Raw genomic sequence first — 23,632 nt, 5'->3', positions numbered from 1 at the left:
AAAAAAGCAAATCAGCAACTAAAAATTTATATCAACAAAAAGATAAGTCATATGAAATTACAGAACCAAAAACTAAAAAATCCATAAGAACAATTATAGTATCCGATAAATTTAGCTAAAAAATTAAAGTCCAAAAATATTCATCCACATTCATTTCTCTATACCCATACTTCCCTACTTGCTGAAGCAGGTGTTCCACTTGAAGTTATTCAAGATAGACTTGGTTATTCAGATGATTCCTTAACGAAAGAAATTTGTTTACATATAGCCAAGAAATTGCAAAATGATGCGGCTAAAAAATTTGCAAATTTAATGAATGGTTCAAAATAATTACAAATAAAAAAAATAATTACTTGTGAGGTATTATATGTACCGGAATGGTTATAATAGTAGTGTAAATTTTCTCCTCTCCCATATTGGGCGGCTTTCATGCCGCCTCTTTTTTTAGCAAAAATTTATATTCTCCCAATATTCTTTATAATGGGATTTCAATATAGGTTCAAATTTATTAAATAAAAGCGTATCATTAATGACCTCAGCAGCCGCTAATCGAGCCTGTAATAATGTATCCGTATCCAAAAAAATGTCTGCAATTTTTAAATCATTTAATCCATGTTGCCTCATGCCAAAAAATTGCCCAGGACCTCTAAGTTTTAAATCCTCCTCAGCTAAGATAAAACCATCACTTACGGATTCCATAACAGATAATCTTTCAAAAGTATCTTTTGAATTGCTATGTGAAATTAAGATACAATACGATTGATATTCCCCTCTACCAATTCTGCCACGCAGCTGATGAAGTTGAGACAACCCAAATCTTTCTGCACCTTCAATCACCATAACACTTGCATTCGGTACATTAACTCCTACTTCAATGACGGTAGTAGATACTAAAACTTTAATATTTCCACAATAAAACTCTTTCATGACCGTATCTTTCTCATCTTTAGATAATTTACCATGTAAAAGCGCACACTTAACTTCTTTAAATATATTAGATGACAATTCATCAAAAATATCTGTCACTGAGACGGTATCTATCTTTTCAGATGATTCAATTAATGGACAAACAATATAAGCTTGACGCCCTTTTTCTATTTCACGCAAAACAAATTGATAAATTAAACTTCTTTTATCGGGAGTTCGCAAAAAACTTTTTATAGGTTTTCGGCCTGGAGGTAATTCCTTTATTAAGGATACATCCAAATCCCCATACACCGTTAATGTCATCGTCCTAGGAATTGGCGTTGCAGTCATCACTAAGATATCAGGAGATATTCCCTTTTCCTGTAATAAAGCTCTTTGTCTTACACCAAACCTATGCTGTTCATCCGTCACTACCAAGCCAAGATTATTAAATTGAATATTCTCTTGAATTAAGGCATGGGTACCAACGATAATATCAATGTTCCCATTTGCTAAAGCCAACACTATAGCTTCCTTTTCATTTTTTTTTAAACTTCCTACTAACATTCCAACCTTAATCTTATGTTGAGATAATAATCCTATTAATACTTGATAATGCTGCATTGCTAAAATTTCCGTTGGTACCATAAAAGCCCCCTGATACCCATTTTCAACTGTCTTTACCAATGATAAAATAGCAATAATGGTTTTTCCTGATCCAACATCCCCTTGCAATAAACGTTGCATAGGAATGTCTCTTTCCATATCGGCTTTTATTTCACACCAAGCTTTTTTCTGATCTTTTGTTAAAGAAAATGGTAACATCTTGTATACAGCTTGGCTTAATTTGCTATCTAATAAATGTTTTATCCCCTTATGACGGGTACTATTGATTTTTTTTACATAAACTAAAAAACATTGAATAAGAAATAACTCTTCAAAAACAAGTCGATGACGTGCAATTAATAAAGACTCTTTATTTTTAGGAAAATGAATTTCTTGCAATGATGTTATTTTATCTACTAAAGAAAATTTTTTTATTACTTCAACTGGCAAATTTTCAGGGACTTCCTTTATCCCTTTTAAAATTTCCTGCATTGTATTGCGTAAAATTTTTTGCGTAATACGTTCATTTGCGGAATAAACTGGTAAAATTGCATTTGGTACAAAATCCTTAGCTACTTGATCTAAGATTTCAAACTCTGGATTATTCATCGATAATCGATAGTAACTAGCCCTTATTTTACCTGTTGCAATTATTTTAGAACCAATACTCATTTTACTTTTTAAAAACTTTTGGTTAAACCAATCCAATTCAATAACACCAGAAGAGTCTTTCACTAAAACCTTCAATATGCTGAGTCCACGTCTTGGCATCGTTTCTTGCACATTTGTAATCGTACCGATAATTGTCTCTAAATTTTCTATAGTAAGTTGACTAATTGGTTTTATTACCGTTCGATCTTCATATCGCTTAGGATAATAAGTTAAAATATCTTCGATATTATTTATTCCAAGTGCTTTAAAATATTTAGCTTTAACGGCCCCTATCCCTTTTATTGTTTGTATTGAATCATTATATCGCAAAACAAATCCCACCTATTTTAAAATACCGTTTCTTCATTATCCCAATGAATTCATCAGAATAAGAGAAAATCCTCTTTTTCTCTAAAAAATGATTGCAAAACCTTTTAAAGATATGATAGAATAGTTATATTATTGTATAAGGATGATCTTGTCCTTCGTAAAAGGAGGTGGAATACATGGCAAGTGTTTGTGAAATTTGTGCAAAAGGTGAAGCTAGCGGTTTTAACGTCAGCCATTCCCATTTAAAAACTAAACGTACATGGAAACCAAACATTCAACGTGTACGCGCTGTAATGAATGGTGAGGTAAAAAGAGTGAATGTTTGTACTCGTTGCCTACGTTCCGGTAAAGTTCAACGTGCTATCTAATTAGCTAGTATAAAAATAAGAGGACTGATATAATCAGCCCTCTTATTTTTATACTTTTTTCATTTTTAAAAGAATTTTTTCTAAATCATCTTTGGAGAACTCATATTTTTCTCCACAAAAGTGGCATATAATTTCTGCTTTTTCTTCTTCAATGAGACTTTTTAATTCACTTTCGCCTAAACTGATTAAAACCTCTTCAATTTTCTCTCCCGAACATTGACAGACAAATTGTAATTCACTTTCCGTGTGGAACGTAACTTCCATTCCTTTAAAAACAGCACGAATGATATCTTTTGCGTTCATTCCATCTTTTATCATTTTTGATACGGGGTCAAGGTTCTTTAAATTCATTTCTAGCTTATCAATAGATTCTGGCTCAATATTAGGCAAAGCCTGAATAAAAAATCCACCGGCAGCTAGTACGTCTAATTCTGGGCTAACTAAAACCCCTAATCCAACACTAGAAGGAGTTTGCTCTGATACCATTAAATATTGTGTAATATCTTCAGCAATTTCACCTGTAATTAATTCCGCACTCCCCGTAAACGGCTGCTTTAATCCCGTAAATCTTGTCACAGAGATAGTTCCTTGCCCTACACCCGCTCCTACATCAAGCTTGCCATTTTTCAGTGGTAAGTTAACCTGAGGATAATCCACGTAGCCACGGACAAAACCATCGGCATTTGCATCAGCAACAATTTTACCAAGTGGTCCATCGCCTTGTATTTTTAACGTTATACATTCTTCTGTTTTTAAATTTGCTGCTAAGAGCAAAGCCCCCGTCATCGTTCTTCCTAAAGCTGCTGCTGCTAAAGGATAACACTCGTGCCTTTTGCTAGCTTCATCAACTAGTTGTGTCGTAACTGCAGCAAATATACGAATTCCATTTGCAGTAGCTTTCACTAAATGATTTTTCATTCATCCACCTCATTTATAAAGTAAATGCTGAGCCGACTTTTATACCGACCCAGCAAAAAAATTTAAAAAGTAAGCTCCATCAAGGTATCTTTTGTATCGATATCTTTAATGCTTATCCTATCAGCCTCAATTATCGCAATGGTAGATTTCTTATCAGCTCGCTTTGACATAGAGGGTGAACCTGGATTTAAAAAGATTGTCTCATTTATTTTTTCCAAGACATTTGTATGAATATGTCCAGTAATAAAAAGATCTACTTTCAGGTGTTTTGCTAACGCAATTTTTTCTTTCTCACTAAACAAGTGACCATGCGTAACTAAAATCCTTTTTCCTTCAATCACAAGATAAGCATAAGGTGCTTGTAAAGGCATGTTAAGCACCATTGCATCTACCTCGGAATCACAATTGCCCTTTGCGATATGAAGTGGAATCGGACATTCATTTAAAGCTTCAACCAATGATGCTGGATTATAGTCATCTAAAATCGGATTTCGCGGGCCATGGTATAAAACATCGCCTGCATGAATGATGAAATCCGCATCAGAAAAAAAACTTTGATAAACTTTTTTCCATATTTCCACTGAACCATGTGTATCACTAATAACACCAATTTTCATGATAGATACCACCTTCCATTTTCCTGGAAATATATTACATGGATTTTAATAAATTAGCCATTTCAATCGCTGCCATAGCGCCGTCATAGCCTTTATTTCCAGCCTTTGTGCCAGCACGCTCAATTGCTTGTTCAATATTTTCTGTTGTCACTACACCAAAAATTGTTGGAACTCCGCTAGCTAAACCAACTTGAGCAACGCCTTTAGCAACTTCATTACAAACATAATCATAATGTGTAGTTGATCCACGAATCACTGCGCCTAAGCAAATAACTGCATCATATTTTTTACTTGTCGCCATTTTTTGAGCAAGCATTGGAATTTCATAAGCACCTGGAACCCATACAACATCAATATCTGCATCATCTGCCCCATGACGCTTTAATCCATCTAATGCACCTCCCAATAGTTTGCTTGTAATAAATTCATTAAACCTTGCTACTACAATTCCTACTTTTAATCCTTCTGCTGTTAATTTACCTTCAATAATATTAGCCATTCTTTACATCCCCCTCATAACCTTTCAACATATGTCCCATTTTTACTTTTTTTATAGATAAATATTTTTTATTAAACTTATTCGCTTTGATTTCTAATGGTACTCTCTCTACAATTTTCAATCCATAACCTTCAAGCCCAGCACGTTTTTCAGGATTATTTGTTAGCAGTCGAATGCTCGTTAACCCTAAATCAGAAAGAATTTGCGCCCCAATTCCATAATCTCGTAAATCTGGTGCAAACCCTAATAATAAGTTTGCTTCAACTGTATCTTTTCCTTGATCTTGTAATTCGTAAGCCCGAATTTTATTTGCTAAGCCAATGCCACGCCCCTCTTGACGCATATATAATAAAACGCCTTGACCTTCTTCTTCTATTCGTTCCATAGCCCTTGCTAACTGGTCTCCACAATCACAACGTAAAGATCCAAATACATCTCCTGTTAAACATTCAGAATGTACACGAACCAATACATTTTCTTTATTTTCTACATCTCCCTTTATCATCGCTACATGACATTTGCCTGTTAGTCTATCTTCATATGCAGCCAATTTAAATTGACCAAATTTGGACGGGAGAGAAGTTGTAGCAACGCATTTGATAAAATTTTCTGTTGATTTACGATATTTAATTAAATCGGCTATCGTAATAATTTTCAAGTCATGCTTTTGAGCAAACTTCAATAAATCAGGTACACGTGCCATTTTTCCATCATCATTCATAATTTCACAAATGACTCCTGCGGGAGTAAATCCTGCTAATTTAGCAAGATCTACAGCAGCTTCAGTATGTCCTGCACGCCTCAAAACCCCGCCATCTACTGCCCTCAAAGGGAAAACATGCCCAGGACGACGTAATTTATCGGAAGTAGTCTTCGGATCTAAAATTGCCTTTACTGTATAAGCACGTTCATATGCGGATATCCCAGTTGTTGTATCATATGCATCTACTGAAACAGTAAAAGCAGTTCCATTCGCATCTGTATTGTGCATTACCATTGCATCTAATTCTAATTCATCTAATCTTTTTCCATGCACAGGCATACAAATTAGCCCTCTACCATATGTAGCCATAAAATTAATCGCTTCTGGAGTAACCATTTCCGCAGCCATAAGAAGGTCGCCCTCATTTTCGCGTTCTTCATCATCAACAACAATAATCATTTTACCTAATTTTATATCTTCTATTGCCGATTCAATCGAACTAAAACTCATTATATTCCCTCCATTAAAATCCATTTTCTCGCAAGAAATCCATAGATATACTTGTTTTTTTCTCTTCTTTTACCGATAAATTCAGCAAACGTTCTACGTATTTTCCGATAATATCATTTTCAATATTAACAATATCTCCAACAGCTTTCTTTCCTAAAGTCGTCATTTGCGCACTATGTGGAATCAGAGATACTGAAAAATACGAATCTGCCACCTCAACAACCGTTAAACTGATGCCATCAATCGCTACAGACCCTTTTTCAATGATATAACGTAATAAATGGTCTGCAACTTTTATTTTTACAACAATTGCATTATCATCCTTTGTCATACTTAGAATTGTTCCAATTCCGTCAATATGACCACTAACGATATGCCCCCCAAATCGATCACCTAATGCTAAAGTTCTTTCTAAATTTACAACATCACCAATCTTGAGCTGTGATAAAACAGTTCTTTTTACTGTCTCTGGCATAACATCCGCTGTAAAGTCATGTTGATTATAACGAACAACCGTAAGGCAAGTTCCATTGACTGCAATACTGTCTCCTATTTTTACATCTTCAAGCACTTTTTTTGCCGTAATTGTAAGTTGAATTGATTTAGCACCAGATTGAATTGCCTTTACGATTCCTAATTCTTCAATAAGCCCTGTAAACAATAACCTATGCCTCCTTATCTTACATAGCCGGTAATTAAAATATCTTCATCAAAGCGCTCCGTAGTAATATCATTTAACTGATAGGCATCTTTCATATAAAAAGTTCCTTTTCCGCCTATCGGAGAAGCTGCATCTGTTCCGCCAATAATTTTAGGTGCAATAAAGCAATGCACCTTATCCACTAAATGTTCAACAAAAAATGAATAATTTATTCTTGAACCACCCTCAACCAAGATACTACAAATATTTTTTTCAGCTAAAATTTTAAGTAGATCACTTAAATCAACTTGATCAGCTTTTTCCTTCGTCACAATCACTTCAATTCCTACTTGAAGTAAAGCCGCGATTTTTTCTTGAGATGCTCTTTCTGTAACCGCAAGAATAGTATGTGCACTTTTATTCGTTATAACAATAGAATCTAAGGGAATTCGTGCCTTGCTATCGACAATGATGCGAACTGGATTTTTTCCCAAGTGGTCTAGTCTTGTTGTTAACGTAGGATTATCAGCTAAAACAGTCCCAATTCCAACTAAAATTCCATCATATAAATCACGTAATTGATGTACGAATTTACGTGATTTTTCATTTGTTATCCATTTTGAATCCCCAGAAACAGTTGCAATTTTTCCATCTAAAGTCATCGCCGTTTTTACGACAATAAAGGGCATTTTATGTACAATCCACTTTAGAAAAACTTCATTTAGTTTCTCTGCCTCATCGCGACATACACCCTCAACCACTTCAATTCCTGCTGCTTTTAATTCTTTTAATCCATTTCCTGCAACCAGTGGGTTCGGATCAGTCATCGCTACAATGACTCTTTTTATCCCTGCTTTTATTATCGCTTGGCAGCAAGGTGGTGTTTTTCCATAATGCGAACACGGTTCTAACGTAACATAAATATCTGCACCTTTTGCTAACTCTCCTGCTTGGTGTAGCGCATGAATTTCAGCATGCTCTGTTCCAGCTTTTCTATGCCAGCCTTGTCCCACAATTCGATTATCTTTTACAATAACGGCACCAACTAATGGATTTGGCGTTGTTCGCCCTGATGCATAGGCAGCGATTCTTAATGCTTCACGCATATAAATTTCATCCATTAAATCATCTCCCTAAAAATAAAGAGACTATTAAAAAGAGATTCATCCCTTTTAACAGCCTCAGACAGACATACCTATAGTAAATAAAAATTCCTATAAGCTAAGTCTTTTTTCATCCAGACTATACTGTCGGCCTCGGAATTTCACCGAATCTGCCAAAAGGCTCGCGGGCTTTACCGCCGGTAAGGAGTTTCACCTTCCCCAAAGACTGCTTAAATTATATATAAATAATAATTAGATTCTAACATCGTGCACCAAAATAATCAAGTAAATTTATCATAGATTCTTACTATCGGAAGATTTTACAATTTCAGATAAAACTCTTTTTACTAAGTCATCTGAAATATCATTACGAATAATTACCTGCCCAATCGAGTTCATCAATACCCACTTTACTTTACCACTCGTCACTTTTTTATCCCGACCAATAAATTCAAATAAGTTTTCAACCGTACAATCAAAAGCATATAAAGGCAACTGAAATTTTTGTATAATCTGAATGACTCTATTTAAAACCGTTTCATCAATAAGCCCTAAATAGAGACTTAATAAGGCGGCTCCATGCATTCCTATCCCAACTGCTTCACCATGATTATATTTTTTATAACCAGTATCACTTTCAACCGCATGCGCAATTGTATGCCCAAAATTCAAAATAATCCGCAGTCCAGCTTCCTTTTCATCTTTACTCACCACATCTGCCTTTATCTCACATGAACGCCGAATTATATGAGATAATGTATTTTTATCAAGTTCCAATATTTTTTGACTATTTGTATCTAAATAATCAAAAAACTTATCGTCAGCAATAATCCCATATTTAATAATTTCCGCTAATCCTGAATAAATTTCACGTTGCGGAAGTGTTTCTAATATCTCTAAATCAATCAGAACAAATTTAGGTTGATAAAAAGCACCAATCAAATTTTTACCTAACCCGTGATTAATTGCAACCTTTCCACCTACACTTGAATCTACTTGCGCTAATAGGCTGGTTGGAATCTGTATAAATGGTACACCACGCAAATAAGTAGCAGCAATAAAGCCTGTTAAATCTCCAACCACGCCCCCGCCTAATGCGATTATCGGAGATTTTCTATCTAACCCCAATTCAATTACTTTCGTATAAATTTTTTGTGCGATATTAAATGATTTTGCCTGCTCACCTGCATGAACAACAAACAAATCGAATGCAAACCCATTTTGATTCAGGATATTTAATAGTTTATCCCCATATAAAAGCGCTACATTACTATCTGAAATTAACAAGCCTCGCTTTGAAAAAGAAAAGGATTGCATCAGTACTTCTAATTGGTCCAAAAAGCCTTCACCAATATGAATATCGTAACTCTGACTACCAAGCACAACGCTAACCTCTTGCACGTAAAATCCCCCCTTTTCTCATAAAATCAATGATTTTATCTGTTACTTGTAACGGCGAAATATTGCTTGTATCAATCACACAATCCGCTTTATGATAAAATTCTATACGAGCTTTTAGCAACTCTTCAATTACCTTACGTCGATCAACCGTTTCTAATAAAGGACGTGAATTTCTTCTGCTAGTTCTCTCTAAAATAGAATCAATTGAAGCAGTTAGTGAGACAACAACTCCATTTTGGCTTAGCAAATTCATATTATGTGGATTAAGAACCACACCTCCGCCAGTTGAGATAACTGCATGATGATATTTGGCAATAGTTTCGATAACTTCTGTTTCTCTTTCGCGAAAATATTTTTCTCCATATTTTTGAAACATTTCCGGAATACTCATCTTATTTACAGCTTCAATCTTATTATCAGTGTCGATAAAAGAATACCCTACTCTATTAGCCAATAATCGTCCAGTACTCGTTTTTCCTGTGCCCATAAAGCCAATTAATATAACATTTTTCATCATATCACCTATTTATTCTTGCTATGTAATGATCTATTGCTGCCTTTAAGTCACAAATATTGTCTCCACCAAACTTTTCAATTAACAGTTCCGCAAGCACAATTGCCGTCATTGCTTCGCCTACTACTGAGGCTGCAGAGACTGCACAAACATCGCTTCGCTCTGTATTCGCTTTTACTTCTTCCTTAGAGTTTATATCAACCGAAGCTAATGGACGCATCAAGGTAGGGATTGGTTTCATTACAGCTTTAATTACAATAGGTTCTCCATTGCTCATGCCACCCTCAATTCCACCTGCATGATTTGTTTTTCGATAGACGTTTCTATTCGCATTATAAAACATTTCATCATGGGATTGACTTCCTGGTAAATTGGCAAATTCAAAACCTTCACCCACTTCTACCCCTTTAATTGCTTGTATAGACATTAGCGCACTCGCCAATTTTGCATCAAGTCTTCTATCCCACTGAATGTGACTCCCCAAACCAGGAATCGTATTAAATACAACTATTTCAAAGACTCCACCTAAAGTATCGCCATTTTTCTTCGCTTGATCAATTGCATCTTTCATTTTCGCTTCAGCAATTTTATCACAACAATTTAATTCTGATTCTACTCTAGATCCTTTCAATATTGTATAATCTATATTCTTAGGATTAACTTTAACACCACCAATATTAGTAACATGAGATCTAATTTCGATTCCACAAGCTGATAGCAAACATTTGGCTATAGCTCCTACAGCAACTCTTGTCGCTGTTTCCCTAGCACTTGCTCGTTCTAAAATATCACGAATATCTTCACGATTATATTTTTGGCTGCCAATTAAATCAGCGTGACCTGGACGGGCTGCTGTCACTTTTGCTCCTGCAACGTTACCAAATACGGACATTCTTTCTTCCCAATTAGACCAATCTTTATTATTAATTCTAATTGTAATTGGATCTCCAATAGTTTCACCAAAACGAACACCTGATAAAATATCAGCTTTATCCGTTTCTATTTTCATTCTACCTCCACGACCATAGCCCTGTTGGCGCCTCGCTAAATCGGTATTAATTTTATTAATATCAATTTTAATACCCGAAGGTAATCCTTCTATAATCGTAGCTAAGCATTGCCCATGAGATTCTCCTGCAGTTAAAAAACGAAACATATTATATCTCCTTTTTCATTTTATTTCTATTAAAAAACTGCGTCTAACCTAATTGGTTTTAGACGCAGATGATTTTGTTGCTTTTGCATTTTCTCCAGATGAATCCTTTGAACTTCCATAACAGTAAACAACTAATGCTAAATCACTTTCCACAATATTTCCTTTTGCCGATGTTTGAATCGTAGAAATACTTGTCAATCGATCTAGTCTATTTAAAGCTTGCAAAAATTTCAAGAAATCGAAATAATCACCGCTTATTTTTAAGGCTATCCTAAACTCACGATAATTATTTTTATCAACTAGTTCACCAGGAGTAATATTGTTAATTTGAATAGATGACTGTATAGCAATTTTTGAAATCTCATCAATAAAAAGGCTGACATCAGGATTTTCAGGAATCATCTTATTTATTTTATCTAATTTACTATTTAGTTCATTATCATAAGCGTTAATATCAGGATGGTTATTAATAAAATCTTCTATTACTTTAATTTGTTGCTGTTCTAATTCCAATTGATTATTTAATGTACAAATTTCCTCGCTCTGCGGACTATAGATGAAAAAGTAGAAAATTATATTTAAAATGATTAAAATAAGTGAGAATAATGTCAGTTTATATTTTAACTCAAGTTTTGTCAATGATAAATTCATTTCTATAACTCCTTGAATTTTGCAGTAACTTCAAATTGAGTAATCTCCTGATTCGATACTTTGGTAACATTTGCACTGGTCAAAGATACCTCAGTAAATGCCTTATTATTTTCAAAACGATTTAAAAAAGTTGCTAATTGAGGATAACTAGAGGCATTGCCTTTAATTCTAACAACTTTTTTTTCATCCATATGAAATTCAGTCAACCAAACACTAGCTGTGACCAGCTCACTTATATTTGATAAAACTGCATATTCTGCATTTATGTTCTTAGAGATTCCTGTCACTACTGCATTTTTTTTATTAATAACCTGTTGTTTTTTTTCAGTAATTTCTTTTTTTTCAATACTTTTGGTCATAAGCTGATAACTTTCTTTGGCTGAAAGAATAGTATCTTGCAATATAGCAGCTTGAAAAAGCATGAAAAAATAAATTCCAACCCAAACAATAACAAAAGAACTCATAACTATCGTAATGAATCGTTTCAATGGAATTTGTTTTCGCCGTTTTTCAGGTGGTAATAAATTAATTTTAATCATACAACATTACCTCTCATTGCCAATCCAACTGCAATTGAAAATTGTGGTGAAACTTTTTTAATATAATTAGAATCAAAGGAATCATTAATCGTTAAGCAAGCAAAAGGATTATGCCGAACAACCGGAATAGAAATTAATTGCTCCAGCTGCTGTTCTAGACCATTAATTCTCGTACCCCCACCAGTAAGAAAAATATTATCGACAACAGCATCTTTGTTTTGTACACGATAATATTCAATCGTACGCAAAATTTCATCTGACAGTTCTTGGACAATACCCTGTAATTCTTTTGCTAAAGTTATCAATAATTCATTTGCAGTATCATCTGCTTGAATTAAATTTTGCTGACTTTGCTTTAACATTTCCGCCTCTGCACTATCTACAGATAAACTCGATTGAATAATTTCCGTAAAGCTATCCCCGAAAATGGGAATATTTCTTGCCGCAATTGGAATATTATTTTGAAAAATTAAAACTTGTCCATTTTCCTTACCAATATCAACTACAATATAATTTTCTGCCGTTCGTATTGTTCTTGTTAAGGCAAACGATTCTCCCTCAATTGCAACAATATGTAAATTCAATTCTTGCATCATTTTAACATTCTCATCAACCACGCTCATTGGTGCTGCTACAAGCATAACTGGCAATATTTCTGTTTCATTATCCATATTACTTTCTAGAATGGCAAAATCATAATAGTAAGTATCAGCTTCATAAGGCACATATTTTTCAATATCCCATTTTACAGCCTCTGTCAATTCTGTATCTGTCATTTTAGGAAATTCTACTCGACGTTCAAATATATCGCGACCTCCTATAGACAAAATAACATCCTTAGATTGAATCCCATGAAGTTCTATTAAATGTGTTATCGCCGAAAAAATACGTTCATATCTACTCATATCATCATTATATTTCTCACCAAATAAAGGTGCATAAGCAATATTTTTCAGAATAAACTCATCAGATTCCATTTTTAATTCAATCATTTTCACATAAGAATTTCCTATATTAATCCCCAAAATAGAATTAGGCTTTGAAAAAAGTTTATTTTCTATCCAATTTAGAATTTTCTTTTTATCTTTTAACATGTCTAGGATTTGCCTCCACAATATCAATTGCTTTACCTAACGCAATGAAAATATCAACTTCATTTTCTGTTTCATACAAATCAAGCCGTGTATATAAATCTCCTTTTTCAGTCGTTACATAGCATGGTTTTAAACGATTAAGTGCTAATACTGCGATATCAGTTTTACATTGCTCGCATTTACAAATATTCTGATTTTGCTCTAAAAAACCGTCCAAATGTTGAAAAACAAAATCCTCCATACAATTTTTAATCTTCATAAAAGCACCTCTAGCATTTTTATTTATCTAAGGTCTCCAATTAACAACATGCATTTTTTCTTCAGCGCCTACTTGCATTTCCACAATATACTGACTTCTTGCTTTTTGACTAATTCCAACAGCTAAAATGCTTGCTTTACCTCCAGTATTATAAACTCGAATTTCACATTTACCAGTTGAAAACTCTATCGTTTCTATAATACCAGAATTATTTTCTTTTGCATATTCCTTATTATGTATTAATTTTACAATTGCATAATTTGCTCCCGCTTTTGCTAAATATTGCGCTTGAATATTAGATAAATACAGCTCCTCAGTAGCAAAATTTACATTTACCAAATTCATACAAGACATAATGATTGTCGTTAATAATGTGAGAAGAATTAAATTTATAATTGTACTAAACCCATATTGATTTTTCAATTTCTCACCTACAAAGAATTTTCATTAAAAATATTTAAGGCAGTAGCAACGGTATGTAATTTTAAAAAAACTTTTTTGTCCTTATCACTTGCGCAAATCTCAATAAAAATTGATTTTGCTGAAATTCTTTTAAAAGTTAACCCAGTAATTGTACTATTACACATTTTACTTTCACCAGTCATCGGTTGAAAATCACAAGTCAATCTACAAATACCTTTCGTATTATCTATCCTATAAATCGTTTTTTTCTCTTCTTTCCTATCTTTATCTATATATAGATCAGTAATAATAGTTAAAGTATCATCTGTTATATCAAATTTTTTTGCAAAAGTAAAATCTTGCACTATACGCTCTAGTGCATAACGCATTTCTGATTGCAAAGCAATTCGTGTAACTAAGAGCGTATTTTGTTTTATCGCTATATCTGCTATAGGAACAACACATGAAGCTATCATAACATGCAAAGTCAATGAAATTAATAAAGCAACTAAAGAATAGCCGTTTTCTCTAAAAACAATTTTAAAATAAAATATCTTTAGACAATAATGTTTCAAACGTGACATTATATAAAACGCCCCATTCTTGCCAAGCTACAATTACTTTAACTTTGTCCATGTGAAAAAACTCTTCATGTGTAATTGTTGTTGTTACTTCAAAAGTCGTATGATTTTCGATTACCTGCTTTACTGAACTCGTATAATCTATTGCCATTAAATCGGCCCTGGTTAAACTCTCAATTGCTACTTGTGCAATATTCGCTGCATTCATACGATTTTGCGCATTCATGTTTTGTTTTATTATCATTTGCTGAGTAAATAAAAGAGAAGTAATTGCTGTCAAAAGAATACATGAAATCAGAACTCCAATTAATGAAAACCCTTTTTCATTCATCATAAACAATCTCCACTATCTATTGCGTTCGGATTCGCCCTACGCGGTCAATAATAATCAATCGATTTTTCCCATCTTTATCTTGCAAAGAAATCGTACATGGCTGATTGATTTGCCCCTTGTAATTAAAACTGATAAAATTCTGTTGATTGTTTGAAACAATTTTTATTCCACCTGGAAAATCTACCTTTTTTAAAATTTTTGTGCCACAACAAATCATATACCCTGAATTATTTCCCTGCAAAAGATTCAACGTAAGTACTAAATCTGGCATTATTTGGGGCTGACTTGTATTTCCTCGCAATGAATTTAACGACATTTGCTGCATCCAACGCAAATTCATCACAAGCTCATCCGTTGCAAAATTTAATTGATGCTTCTCCGCAATATTTTGTTTTGGCAGTCCAATTAAGCAAATAATCCCTAAAATAGCAACACAAATCAAAAGCTCAATTAAAGTCACTCCACGCATCAGCGATTCACGTTAAAGAAAAATACCATTGCAAAATTTCAATTCCATAGATATAGACGATCCAAGCAGAAATCGCAATAAATGGGCCAAACGGTATATAATCCTTACGGCTTTTGATTCGTGTTGCTATTAATAAGACACCAACAATCCCACCTAAGATAAACGCTAACATTAATACGAGCAAATTCATTTGCCAGCCCAGCCACAAGCCTAACACAGCGGCAAATTTGATATCTCCTCCTCCCATTCCCCCTCCACTTACCATAGCAATAATAAATAACAATCCCCCACCGACAAAGAACCCAATCCCCATACTCAGCCAATCTAAAGGATTCACCAGCAGAGAAAAAGATAACGAACCTAATGTAACGATGAAATCACTATATTCAAATAATAAATTTATCAAAACACCAACGATTCCCATCGGTAATAAAACCTTGTCCAAAATCAATTGATGGTCATAGTCAATAAACGTAATCACAACTAAAAATGAAATAAAAATAAGTGCTTTTAATAATTGTAGACCTAAGCCAATCTGGGAATAAGTAAACAAAAATAAAAAACCAGTTAATAGCTCCATCCCTGCATAACGAGGCGATATAGATGTTTTGCAAAAACGACATTTTCCCTGTAATACAAAATAGCTAAGTACCGGCACTAAATCTAATACTTTTAGTTCATTTCCACACGACATGCAATGTGACGGCGGAAAAACAATCGATTCATTCTGCGGCAATCGGTAGATACATACATTGAGAAAACTACCGATTAATAAGCCTAAAATAAAAATAAATGCAAAATCCAATGTTGTACCTCCTTTAGATAGATTCGGATAGTAAATAAGCAACTAAGCAAAAGCTTAGTTGCTTATTTGTAGAGATTAAAACCTCATCACGTTCCTGATGATGCAACATAACCAAAGTCTTCCGCTACTTTTGCAGTACCTCCAACAGTTAATGTACCACGACCAGTTGTAGTATTAACTCCATATGCAGTTTCCGCATCCAATGTTGTAGTTGAATTTGCCTTTAAATACAAACCACCTTTAGGTGATTTTAATTTAGAAACTTCAGTAGTTAAATAATTTTGTAAATCTGTTATAGTAGCAGGCATTTTACCATTGTCTGCTTGATATTGAACGGATGCAGAATCAATCGTTCGCAAATCTGCTTGAACTCTAGCTGTATTCGCCTTTGCTGTAGATTCATTAAATCTAGGAATCGCAATAGCTGCCAATACACCTAAAATCGCAATAACTACCATTAATTCAACTAAAGTGAAACCTTTTTGGTTCATTCGTTTACGAATTGCTTGTATCATTTGTTTCACCTCCTCTCATTAATTTTCTATAGCATTCCTCTATTGCAAATTAGCCACCAACGTTGTTTACTACATCAAACATTGGTAATGCAATAGAAATAACAATAGATCCAATAATTAAGCCAAGGATGACAATCATCATAGGCTCTAATAGACTACTTAGTCTTGACACAACATCGTCAACATCATCTTCGTAGAAATCGGCAATTTTTCCAAGCATTGTATCCATTTGCCCTGTTTCTTCTCCAACAGCAATCATTTGTACTACCATCGGTGTAAAAACTTTGCTGGAGCTTAGCGTATCAGAGAGCGTAAATCCATCTCTAACATCAGTTTGTGCATCGGTCAATGCATTGACTAATTGCATATTACCCGTCACATTTTTCACGACATCAAGTGCTGTGATAATTGGCACACCACCATGCAACAAAGTTCCCAAGGTACGACTAAATCGAGCAATCGAAATTTTTCTAACCAGCATCCCAAATACAGGCATGCGCAGAATCATTGCATCAACATACAGTTGATAGCGTGGAATCTTATAAATCTGAGTTGCACCAAATGCCATTGCAACAAGTCCGATAATAACCAGCCACCAATACTCTTGAAAAAATCCGCTTACACCTAATAAAAACTGTGTTGGTAACGGTAATTCAGAGTGCATGTTATCAAACATACTCTTAAAGGTCGGCATAACAAACGTCAAAATAAAAATCACAACTAAAACGGCTAAACAAATTACTACGACTGGATATGTCATTGCCGATTTAATTTTTTCGCGCATTTTGTAGTCTTTTTCTAAATGCACAGCTAGACGATCCATTACATCGTCCATTACACCACCGACTTCACCGGCAGTAATCATATGTATCATAATTGGTGGGAAAATGTGGTCATATTTTTTTATTGCTGAACTAAAGGTATCCCCACCTTGAATTTGTTGATAAACATCTTTTAAGGCATTCTTTAATATCGGATTGTGCGTCTGTTCAATGAGGATACTTACTGCGGTTACTAAAGGTAACCCTGCATTAATCATAATGGACATCTGCCTACAGAATATTGCAATCTCTTTTGGTTTTACGCCACGTAACTTACTAAAAAACTCATTGAGATTATTCGCATCTTTTGCCTCTTTTATTTGTGTTACAAAGTAACCTTTTTCTCGAATAAATGAAGCAACTGCATTTTGAGAATCTGCAACAATTTTCCCGGAAATTAAAGCACCTCCGCGATCTCTCGCTTTATATGTAAAAGTTTTCGCCATATTTATACTCCTATTAAATCAATGGATTAAACTAATCGATTGACGGGAGAGTTTCTAAGTAAGATATCTGGATCATTTGCACATGCCAAAGCATCTTCCATTTTAATTAAGTTTTGTTGTACAAGATTTTTCAGCGCCATGTCCATCGTTTGCATCCCCATCTTTGCACCAGTTTGAATACTTGAAATGATGTGATGCGTTTTCCCCTCGCGAATTAGATTACGGATTGCTGGTGTAGCAATCATAATTTCTAACGCTGCAATCCGTCCATCGCCATCTTTTCTAGGTAGGAGCTGTTGTGCAATAATTCCTTGCAAGGTCATAGATAGCTGAACTTTTACTTGTTGTTGTTGATATGGCGGGAATGTATCAATAATTCTATCCACGGTTTGTGCAGCATCACAAGTATGTAAAGTAGCAAAAACTAAATGTCCAGTTTCCGCTGCGGTAATCGCGGTAGAGACGGTTTCTGCATCGCGCATTTCTCCTACTAAAATAACATCTGGGTCTTCACGCAACGCAGCACGTAATGCATTACCAAACGATAATGAATCTGTGTTTACTTCTCTTTGATTTACAATACTCTTATTATGTCTATGCAAATACTCCACTGGATCTTCCATTGTAATAATATGAGAATACTGTGTTTGATTAATCAAATTAATCATTGCAGCAAGCGTTGTCGATTTCCCCGAGCCTGTAGGCCCTGTAACGAGAACTAGACCACGCGGCTTTAGTGCTAACGTTTTTAAAATATCAGGATGTCCTAAATCTTCAAGCGTCGGTATTCTATCAGCAACTAAGCGAAGGACAATCGCAATAGTTCCTCGTTGTCTAAATGCATTCACACGAAATCTTCCATATCCAGATAAAGAATAGGAAAAGTCAACTTCTCCATACTCCAAAAAATGCGCCTTTTGGTTATCATTTGTAATGGATTCAAACATCTCTCTTGTGTCATTCGGTAATAATCGATTGTGCTCTGAAAAAACAAGTTTTCCATTAATTCTAAATGCCGGTTGAATTCCAACTGTCAAATGCAAGTCAGAGGCTTTTTTTCTTGCGGCCTCTTTTAATAGTTCATCAATTTTGCTAAATTGTTCATTTTTATAAGTCTGCGTAAGCAACTTTCATTACCTCTTTCACCGTTGTTTTTCCTTCTAAAACTTTTTGTATGCCATCTTGTCTCATACTAATCATTCCTTCAGAAAAAGCTGCATTCTTTATTAAGTCTACTGATGCATGATTCGTAATTAATTCTCGAATATTCTTTGAAATCGGCAATACCTCATGAATTGCTAAACGCCCTTTATAACCAGTTCCACCACAGCTTGGGCACCCTCTACCACGATATAAAACAGTATCACCGTCACACATATCTTCCATAAACTCATATTCCAAAGAATCTTTTTCTAGTTGATAAGATTCTTTACATTCAGAACAAATTACACGAACTAACCGTTGGGCAATAATCCCTAGTACAGAGGATGAAACAAGAAATGGTGCAACTCCCATATCAACTAAACGAGAAATAGCCCCAGCCGAGTCATTGGTATGTAAAGTACTTAAAACTAAATGTCCTGTTAGTGCTGCTCGAATTGCAATGTCAGCAGTCTCTCCGTCACGAATTTCTCCTAACATAACAATATTAGGATCTTGCCGTAAAATAGAACGCAAACCAGCTGCAAAAGTTAATCCAGCTTTAGGATTAATCTGTACTTGATTAATCCCGTCTAAACGATATTCAACAGGATCTTCTACTGTAATAATATTCTCCGTCGACTTATTTAATCCCGTTAAAGTAGAATATAATGTAGTTGTTTTTCCCGATCCCGTAGGACCAGTAACTAAAATCATTCCATATGCCTGATTATATAATTTACTATATCGATTAAGATTGTATTCAGAAAAACCTAAACTCTTAATATCAACAATTACAGAACTTCTATCTAAGATTCGCATTACAATTTTCTCACCTATAACTGTCGGTAATGTCGATACACGCAAATCGTAATCTTTGTTGTTTTCAACATATTTAATTCGTCCATCTTGAGGGATTCGTCGTTCCGCTATATCTAAATCACTCATTATCTTTATTCTTGACACTAATAAAGCATGCGTTTTATAGGGAAAAGAAAAAAATTCTCTTAGCGCACCATCTATTCGATAACGAACTCTAAGCTCTGTATCCGTCGGCTCAATGTGGATATCACTCGCACGTTCTTTTATGGCTTGGCTAATAATCGTATTTACTATACTAATTACAGGAGCATCATTCGCCGTCTGAACCTCCGATATACTTGCTACATCCTCAGGCTTAATAATACTAGATGCTTTGTTTACAAGTGCTTGAACACCATAAAACTCATTAATTGCACGCAAGATATCCTTTTCAGTAGCAATCACAGGAACGATATCCAGGCCACTAATCGTCCGAACATCATCAATTGCATAAAAGTTTGTCGGATCCACCATTGCAATGGTTAATTTTTTGCCATTTTTATCAATTGGAAGAATACTATACCTTTCAGCAATCGCTTGTGGTACCAATGCAATAACTTCCGGGTTTATATTTAAACCGGTTAATACTACATGAGGAACACCTAACTGTATTTCCAATGCTTTAATTAAGGATTTTTCAGTCACATATCCCAAACTAATTAAAGCTTTTCCTAATCGCTCCTTTGTTGTTTTTTGTACAGTTAACGCCTTATCCAATTGCTCTTGCGAAATTACATCTGCGTCAATTAAAAGGTCTCCTAGTCTTTTTTTCACAATTGCCATAATAAACTCCTCATGTTCTCACTACAGTTCCTAGTACTTTAGCTCTAGAACATATTTTCAATATTCTTCTTTTAATATATAAATCCTGCCAAAAAAGAAAAAAAAGTAAGAAAAATTATACTTTTTCACAAAACTTGTAGCATTTTTTTAGTATTTGGCATAATACCCGTCCAGATTTTAAATGATTCAGCACCTTGCTCAACTAACATTTCCGCCCCATTCATAATTTTATGTCCGTTTTGCTGAGCTTCGCTTAAAAATTTTGTAATTGAGGGATTATAAATCAAATCATAAACAACAATCCTATTTTTAATTTTATTCCATTGAATAGGTGGCTTTTCTTCCAAATTGGGATGCATTCCTAATGGTGTTGCATTAATTAACAGCGACATATCAGTTAATTTACTTTGAAACGCGTCCGTTGTCCAATCCTGAGCCTCAATAGCTAAATAATCTTTGAAAGCATCTACTAACGGTTGCGCTTTCAATGGATTTCTAACGCCAATCACAATAGATTTTATTCCAGCTTTAATTAAGCCCCAAATTACAGCCCTAGCAGCACCACCAGCACCAAGCAAAACAGCCTGTTCATCTTTTATTTTCACCTTATGATTATAGAGTGAATTAATAAAACCGCTGGCATCTGTATTAAAACCTTTTATCAAGTTATCTTCAAAAAGAATTGTATTGACTGCACCGATCATCTTTGCATTCTCATCTATTTCATCTAGTAATGGAATAACCTCAATTTTATGAGGAATCGTCACATTAACCCCTCGATAATTTAATGCCTGCAATCCTTTAATTGCCTCTTTTAACTTATGCGGATGAACCAGCATTGCCGTATATGCATAGTCAAGTCCAGAATCTGTTATTGCGATATTTTGCATTAAAGGTGACAAAGAATGTTCAATTGGACATCCAATTACTCCAATATTTTTTGTTTTTCCTGTTAACATAAAAATCCCCAATCATTATTTATACTTTTGTAAAATCTTTTTTTCAAAAATGCGCATGATTTTCGTTGTCACAAATTCATCCTTACTTAGCGGATTCACTAAAATCGTAAATAAACCTGCACAATTTCCACCTAGTATATCAGTAAATAATTGATCCCCGATAACTGCAACAGAATTTGATGGCAAATTCATTTTTTTTATACAACTTTTAAATCCTTTTCCAAAAGGCTTCCAAGCCCTGGCAACATAATAAGCATTTACTTCTTTTGCTATTCGCGATACACGCGTAGAAAAATTATTAGATAAAAAACATATTTCGAACTGATGAACATGGACTAGATAAAACCAATCGTACATTTTACTTTCTAACACATCACGATTCCAATGAATAACCGTATTATCTAAATCTAAAATCAGCCCACGAATTCCTTGTCTTCTCAATTCCTCTAAATCAATTTCAAAAACAGACTTTCGTACTAAATCAGGCATTAAGAATTTTTTGATATGAATTACCTCCAAATAAAATTAAATTGTAGAGTAATTTCCACGCAGTTGAATTGCTTCTGCAATATGCTGCTCCACAATTTCTTCACAGTCCGCTAAATCCGCAATAGTCCTTGCAACTTTTATAATGCGATCATAACTTCGTGCAGATAAATTCATCCGCGTAAATGCCTGTTCTAGTAAAATCTTTCCTTTCGAGTTTATTAAGCAAGTTTTCTTTAAGTGTCTATGACCCATCTGCGCATTACAAAAAAGATGATAGTTTTCTAAACGTTTCTTTTGAATCGTACGGGCTTTATCCACTCTTGCTCTAATAACTGACGAAGACTCTGCTACTTTTAAATCTGTGAACTCCGAATACTCTAATCTAGGAACATGAATATGAATATCTATTCTATCTAATAATGGGCCTGAAATCTTTCTAGTATAGCGTTTAATTTCCGCTGGTGTACAAATACATACTTGCTTTGTATCACTTAGAAATCCGCACGGACAGGGATTCATCGCTGCAATAAGCATGATCTTTGATGGGTACGTAATAGATGCATTGGCTCTTGCAATTGTTACTTGTCCATCTTCTAAAGGCTGCCGCAACACCTCTAAAGCAACTTTGCTAAACTCCGGTAGCTCATCTAAGAAAAGTACACCATTATGACTTAATGTTACTTCTCCTGGCTTTGGTATACGTCCACCTCCAATCATACCTGCATCTGATATGGTATGATGGGGGCTACGAAATGGGCGGCTTCTTATTAAACCAGCGTTATCTTTTAATAAACCCGCAACACTATATATTTTTGTAACTTCTAGCGCCTCTTGACCTGACATTGTCGGCAAAATTGTACTTACTCGTTTCGCTAACATCGATTTACCACTACCTGGCGGTCCGACCATAAGTACATTATGCCCGCCAGCAGCTGCGATTTCTAATGCTCTTTTTGCGGCAAATTGTCCCTGAACATCAGAAAAGTCATCTGATAATGAATCAACAATCGCCGTAGTACTGTTCTTATTGCAAGGCTTTAAATTTTCATCACCATTAATATAACGAATAAGCTCTGATAAGTACTGTGGTGCATATACCGTTAATCCTTCTACCAACAGAGCTTCATTCAAATTTTCTGGAGATACAACAAGCTTTTGAAGTCCTTGCTTTTGACAATGAATTGCCATTGGCAAAAGACCTGCAATCCCTCGTAATTTTCCATCAAGTGATAACTCACCGGCAAACATTGTATCTGCAATCGAATCTTGAGAGATAAATCCAGCCGCGACTAATAAACCTATAGCAATCGGTAGGTCAAGGCCAGAACTATCTTTTCGAATATCTGCTGGAGCTAAATTAATCGTAGTTTTTCTTGCTGGCAGTCTAAATCCAGAATTTTTAATTGCAGCCCGAACCCGTTCTCTTGATTCTCTTACCGCAGCATCCGCTAAGCCAACAATATCAAAACTCGGCAAACCATTTCCCATATCAACTTCAACATTAATTAATATGCCATTTACTCCAAGTGTTGTAGAACCTAAAGTTTGTGCAAACATCTATG

At 34.6% G+C, this 23,632-nt stretch carries 28 protein-coding genes and 1 riboswitch; of the genes, 2 read left to right on the top strand and 26 right to left on the bottom strand.

The genetic code is table 11. The features are described from left to right. Nucleotides 1-105 precede the first annotated feature (105 nt). Nucleotides 106-330, top strand: coding sequence for a tyrosine-type recombinase/integrase (locus P3F81_RS12905; protein ID WP_147669222.1), 225 nt, complete (start codon nt 106-108; stop codon nt 328-330). A 114-nt stretch (nt 331-444) separates the two neighbouring features. On the opposite strand, the gene recG is transcribed toward P3F81_RS12905, so the two are convergent. Next, nucleotides 445-2,493 carry an ATP-dependent DNA helicase RecG gene (gene recG, locus P3F81_RS06040; protein ID WP_147668621.1) on the bottom strand — a complete coding sequence of 683 codons (2,049 nt, stop codon included), beginning with the start codon at nt 2,491-2,493 and terminating at the stop codon, nt 445-447. Between the two features lie 176 nt (nt 2,494-2,669). Between recG and rpmB the strand changes: the two genes are divergently transcribed. Next, nucleotides 2,670-2,861, top strand: coding sequence for a 50S ribosomal protein L28 (gene rpmB, locus P3F81_RS06035; RefSeq protein WP_147668619.1), 192 nt, complete (start codon nt 2,670-2,672; stop codon nt 2,859-2,861). A 48-nt stretch (nt 2,862-2,909) separates the two neighbouring features. On the opposite strand, the gene hslO is transcribed toward rpmB, so the two are convergent. The 25 genes from hslO to P3F81_RS05910 all read right to left on the bottom strand — a co-directional run bounded on the left by hslO (nt 2,910) and on the right by P3F81_RS05910 (nt 23,627). Next, a complete protein-coding gene (hslO, locus tag P3F81_RS06030) occupies nt 2,910-3,779 on the bottom strand; it encodes an Hsp33 family molecular chaperone HslO (RefSeq protein ID WP_147668617.1) in 870 nt (289 codons plus the stop codon). A gap of 62 nt (nt 3,780-3,841) precedes the next feature. Then, the gene (gene yfcE / locus P3F81_RS06025; RefSeq protein WP_147668615.1) at nt 3,842-4,396 is read right to left on the bottom strand and encodes a phosphodiesterase; all 555 of its coding nucleotides are present in this window, start codon (nt 4,394-4,396) and stop codon (nt 3,842-3,844) included. 34 nt (nt 4,397-4,430) lie between these two features. Further along, a complete protein-coding gene (gene ribH / locus P3F81_RS06020) occupies nt 4,431-4,895 on the bottom strand; it encodes a 6,7-dimethyl-8-ribityllumazine synthase (RefSeq protein ID WP_147668613.1) in 465 nt (154 codons plus the stop codon). Beyond that, the gene (locus P3F81_RS06015) at nt 4,888-6,108 is read right to left on the bottom strand and encodes a bifunctional 3,4-dihydroxy-2-butanone-4-phosphate synthase/GTP cyclohydrolase II (protein ID WP_147668611.1); all 1,221 of its coding nucleotides are present in this window, start codon (nt 6,106-6,108) and stop codon (nt 4,888-4,890) included. The genes ribH and P3F81_RS06015 overlap by 8 nt, the downstream gene beginning before the upstream one ends. 13 nt (nt 6,109-6,121) lie before the next feature. Beyond that, a complete protein-coding gene (locus P3F81_RS06010; protein WP_147668609.1) occupies nt 6,122-6,769 on the bottom strand; it encodes a riboflavin synthase in 648 nt (215 codons plus the stop codon). Nucleotides 6,770-6,783: 14 nt separating this feature from the next. Next, the gene (ribD, locus tag P3F81_RS06005) at nt 6,784-7,869 is read right to left on the bottom strand and encodes a bifunctional diaminohydroxyphosphoribosylaminopyrimidine deaminase/5-amino-6-(5-phosphoribosylamino)uracil reductase RibD (protein WP_147668607.1); all 1,086 of its coding nucleotides are present in this window, start codon (nt 7,867-7,869) and stop codon (nt 6,784-6,786) included. A gap of 100 nt (nt 7,870-7,969) precedes the next feature. After that, nucleotides 7,970-8,082, bottom strand: a riboswitch (FMN riboswitch). Between the two features lie 63 nt (nt 8,083-8,145). Continuing rightward, the gene (aroB, locus tag P3F81_RS06000; protein ID WP_147668605.1) at nt 8,146-9,252 is read right to left on the bottom strand and encodes a 3-dehydroquinate synthase; all 1,107 of its coding nucleotides are present in this window, start codon (nt 9,250-9,252) and stop codon (nt 8,146-8,148) included. Continuing rightward, on the bottom strand, nt 9,239-9,766 hold the full coding sequence (locus tag P3F81_RS05995; RefSeq protein WP_147668603.1) for a shikimate kinase: 528 nt from the start codon (nt 9,764-9,766) through the stop codon (nt 9,239-9,241). Before P3F81_RS05995 ends, aroB begins: the two co-directional genes overlap by 14 nt. Before the next feature lie 4 nt (nt 9,767-9,770). Continuing rightward, nucleotides 9,771-10,922, bottom strand: coding sequence for a chorismate synthase (gene aroC, locus P3F81_RS05990; RefSeq protein ID WP_147668601.1), 1,152 nt, complete (start codon nt 10,920-10,922; stop codon nt 9,771-9,773). A gap of 48 nt (nt 10,923-10,970) precedes the next feature. Continuing rightward, nucleotides 10,971-11,573 carry a type IV pilus inner membrane component PilO gene (locus P3F81_RS05985; RefSeq protein ID WP_147668599.1) on the bottom strand — a complete coding sequence of 201 codons (603 nt, stop codon included), beginning with the start codon at nt 11,571-11,573 and terminating at the stop codon, nt 10,971-10,973. 2 nt (nt 11,574-11,575) lie between these two features. Next, nucleotides 11,576-12,112 (bottom strand): PilN domain-containing protein, encoded by a 537-nt coding sequence (locus P3F81_RS05980; RefSeq protein WP_147668597.1) that lies wholly within the window; start codon nt 12,110-12,112, stop codon nt 11,576-11,578. Further along, on the bottom strand, nt 12,109-13,206 hold the full coding sequence (gene pilM, locus P3F81_RS05975; RefSeq protein ID WP_147668595.1) for a type IV pilus assembly protein PilM: 1,098 nt from the start codon (nt 13,204-13,206) through the stop codon (nt 12,109-12,111). Before pilM ends, P3F81_RS05980 begins: the two co-directional genes overlap by 4 nt. Further along, nucleotides 13,193-13,465 (bottom strand): late competence development ComFB family protein, encoded by a 273-nt coding sequence (locus P3F81_RS05970; protein ID WP_147668593.1) that lies wholly within the window; start codon nt 13,463-13,465, stop codon nt 13,193-13,195. Before P3F81_RS05970 ends, pilM begins: the two co-directional genes overlap by 14 nt. Before the next feature lie 27 nt (nt 13,466-13,492). Then, a complete protein-coding gene (locus tag P3F81_RS05965) occupies nt 13,493-13,888 on the bottom strand; it encodes a hypothetical protein (RefSeq protein ID WP_147668591.1) in 396 nt (131 codons plus the stop codon). Between the two features lie 8 nt (nt 13,889-13,896). Continuing rightward, nucleotides 13,897-14,451, bottom strand: coding sequence for a hypothetical protein (locus P3F81_RS05960; RefSeq protein ID WP_147668589.1), 555 nt, complete (start codon nt 14,449-14,451; stop codon nt 13,897-13,899). Next, nucleotides 14,408-14,782, bottom strand: coding sequence for a type IV pilus modification PilV family protein (locus tag P3F81_RS05955; RefSeq protein ID WP_147668587.1), 375 nt, complete (start codon nt 14,780-14,782; stop codon nt 14,408-14,410). Before P3F81_RS05955 ends, P3F81_RS05960 begins: the two co-directional genes overlap by 44 nt. Before the next feature lie 16 nt (nt 14,783-14,798). Beyond that, nucleotides 14,799-15,251, bottom strand: coding sequence for a pilus assembly FimT family protein (locus tag P3F81_RS05950; RefSeq protein WP_147668585.1), 453 nt, complete (start codon nt 15,249-15,251; stop codon nt 14,799-14,801). 7 nt (nt 15,252-15,258) lie between these two features. Then, on the bottom strand, nt 15,259-16,056 hold the full coding sequence (locus P3F81_RS05945) for a prepilin peptidase (RefSeq protein WP_147668583.1): 798 nt from the start codon (nt 16,054-16,056) through the stop codon (nt 15,259-15,261). Nucleotides 16,057-16,142: 86 nt separating this feature from the next. Then, a complete protein-coding gene (locus P3F81_RS05940; protein ID WP_147668581.1) occupies nt 16,143-16,571 on the bottom strand; it encodes a competence type IV pilus major pilin ComGC in 429 nt (142 codons plus the stop codon). Between the two features lie 49 nt (nt 16,572-16,620). Further along, on the bottom strand, nt 16,621-17,838 hold the full coding sequence (locus P3F81_RS05935) for a type II secretion system F family protein (RefSeq protein WP_147668579.1): 1,218 nt from the start codon (nt 17,836-17,838) through the stop codon (nt 16,621-16,623). A gap of 26 nt (nt 17,839-17,864) precedes the next feature. Then, nucleotides 17,865-18,965: a type IV pilus twitching motility protein PilT gene (locus P3F81_RS05930; protein ID WP_309320751.1), complete on the bottom strand. Its 1,101-nt coding sequence runs from the start codon at nt 18,963-18,965 to the stop codon at nt 17,865-17,867. After that, nucleotides 18,946-20,622 (bottom strand): GspE/PulE family protein, encoded by a 1,677-nt coding sequence (locus P3F81_RS05925; protein WP_147668577.1) that lies wholly within the window; start codon nt 20,620-20,622, stop codon nt 18,946-18,948. The genes P3F81_RS05930 and P3F81_RS05925 overlap by 20 nt, the downstream gene beginning before the upstream one ends. A 125-nt stretch (nt 20,623-20,747) precedes the next feature. After that, entirely contained in the window at nt 20,748-21,581 is an 834-nt protein-coding gene (locus P3F81_RS05920; RefSeq protein ID WP_147668575.1) for a shikimate dehydrogenase, read from the bottom strand. A gap of 15 nt (nt 21,582-21,596) precedes the next feature. Beyond that, a complete protein-coding gene (locus P3F81_RS05915) occupies nt 21,597-22,100 on the bottom strand; it encodes a YqeG family HAD IIIA-type phosphatase (RefSeq protein WP_309320750.1) in 504 nt (167 codons plus the stop codon). A gap of 6 nt (nt 22,101-22,106) precedes the next feature. Beyond that, on the bottom strand, nt 22,107-23,627 hold the full coding sequence (locus tag P3F81_RS05910; RefSeq protein WP_309320749.1) for a YifB family Mg chelatase-like AAA ATPase: 1,521 nt from the start codon (nt 23,625-23,627) through the stop codon (nt 22,107-22,109). Between the last annotated feature and the right edge of the window lie 5 nt (nt 23,628-23,632).

Origin of the sequence: Selenobaculum gibii (assembly GCF_030273445.1) — a bacterium.
Taxonomy (GTDB): domain Bacteria; phylum Bacillota; class Negativicutes; order ICN-92133; family ICN-92133; genus Selenobaculum; species Selenobaculum gibii.
This window is presented reverse-complemented; position numbering and strand designations above follow the sequence as displayed.

What these genes read in the sequence shown, in the direction of transcription:
- rpmB (WP_147668619.1), top strand. Translation starts at nt 2,670, where the DNA reads ATGGCAAGTGTTTGTGAAATTTGTGCAAAAGGTGAAGCTAGCGGTTTT.
- hslO (WP_147668617.1), bottom strand. Translation starts at nt 3,779, where the DNA reads ATGAAAAATCATTTAGTGAAAGCTACTGCAAATGGAATTCGTATATTT.
- yfcE (WP_147668615.1), bottom strand. Translation starts at nt 4,396, where the DNA reads ATGAAAATTGGTGTTATTAGTGATACACATGGTTCAGTGGAAATATGG.
- ribH (WP_147668613.1), bottom strand. Translation starts at nt 4,895, where the DNA reads ATGGCTAATATTATTGAAGGTAAATTAACAGCAGAAGGATTAAAAGTA.
- P3F81_RS06015 (WP_147668611.1), bottom strand. Translation starts at nt 6,108, where the DNA reads ATGAGTTTTAGTTCGATTGAATCGGCAATAGAAGATATAAAATTAGGT.
- ribD (WP_147668607.1), bottom strand. Translation starts at nt 7,869, where the DNA reads ATGGATGAAATTTATATGCGTGAAGCATTAAGAATCGCTGCCTATGCA.
- P3F81_RS05995 (WP_147668603.1), bottom strand. Translation starts at nt 9,766, where the DNA reads ATGAAAAATGTTATATTAATTGGCTTTATGGGCACAGGAAAAACGAGT.
- aroC (WP_147668601.1), bottom strand. Translation starts at nt 10,922, where the DNA reads ATGTTTCGTTTTTTAACTGCAGGAGAATCTCATGGGCAATGCTTAGCT.
- P3F81_RS05985 (WP_147668599.1), bottom strand. Translation starts at nt 11,573, where the DNA reads ATGAATTTATCATTGACAAAACTTGAGTTAAAATATAAACTGACATTA.
- P3F81_RS05980 (WP_147668597.1), bottom strand. Translation starts at nt 12,112, where the DNA reads ATGATTAAAATTAATTTATTACCACCTGAAAAACGGCGAAAACAAATT.
- pilM (WP_147668595.1), bottom strand. Translation starts at nt 13,206, where the DNA reads ATGTTAAAAGATAAAAAGAAAATTCTAAATTGGATAGAAAATAAACTT.
- P3F81_RS05970 (WP_147668593.1), bottom strand. Translation starts at nt 13,465, where the DNA reads ATGAAGATTAAAAATTGTATGGAGGATTTTGTTTTTCAACATTTGGAC.
- P3F81_RS05960 (WP_147668589.1), bottom strand. Translation starts at nt 14,451, where the DNA reads ATGTCACGTTTGAAACATTATTGTCTAAAGATATTTTATTTTAAAATT.
- P3F81_RS05955 (WP_147668587.1), bottom strand. Translation starts at nt 14,782, where the DNA reads ATGATGAATGAAAAAGGGTTTTCATTAATTGGAGTTCTGATTTCATGT.
- P3F81_RS05950 (WP_147668585.1), bottom strand. Translation starts at nt 15,251, where the DNA reads ATGCGTGGAGTGACTTTAATTGAGCTTTTGATTTGTGTTGCTATTTTA.
- P3F81_RS05940 (WP_147668581.1), bottom strand. Translation starts at nt 16,571, where the DNA reads ATGATACAAGCAATTCGTAAACGAATGAACCAAAAAGGTTTCACTTTA.
- P3F81_RS05935 (WP_147668579.1), bottom strand. Translation starts at nt 17,838, where the DNA reads ATGGCGAAAACTTTTACATATAAAGCGAGAGATCGCGGAGGTGCTTTA.
- P3F81_RS05925 (WP_147668577.1), bottom strand. Translation starts at nt 20,622, where the DNA reads ATGGCAATTGTGAAAAAAAGACTAGGAGACCTTTTAATTGACGCAGAT.
- P3F81_RS05920 (WP_147668575.1), bottom strand. Translation starts at nt 21,581, where the DNA reads ATGTTAACAGGAAAAACAAAAAATATTGGAGTAATTGGATGTCCAATT.
- P3F81_RS05910 (WP_309320749.1), bottom strand. Translation starts at nt 23,627, where the DNA reads ATGTTTGCACAAACTTTAGGTTCTACAACACTTGGAGTAAATGGCATA.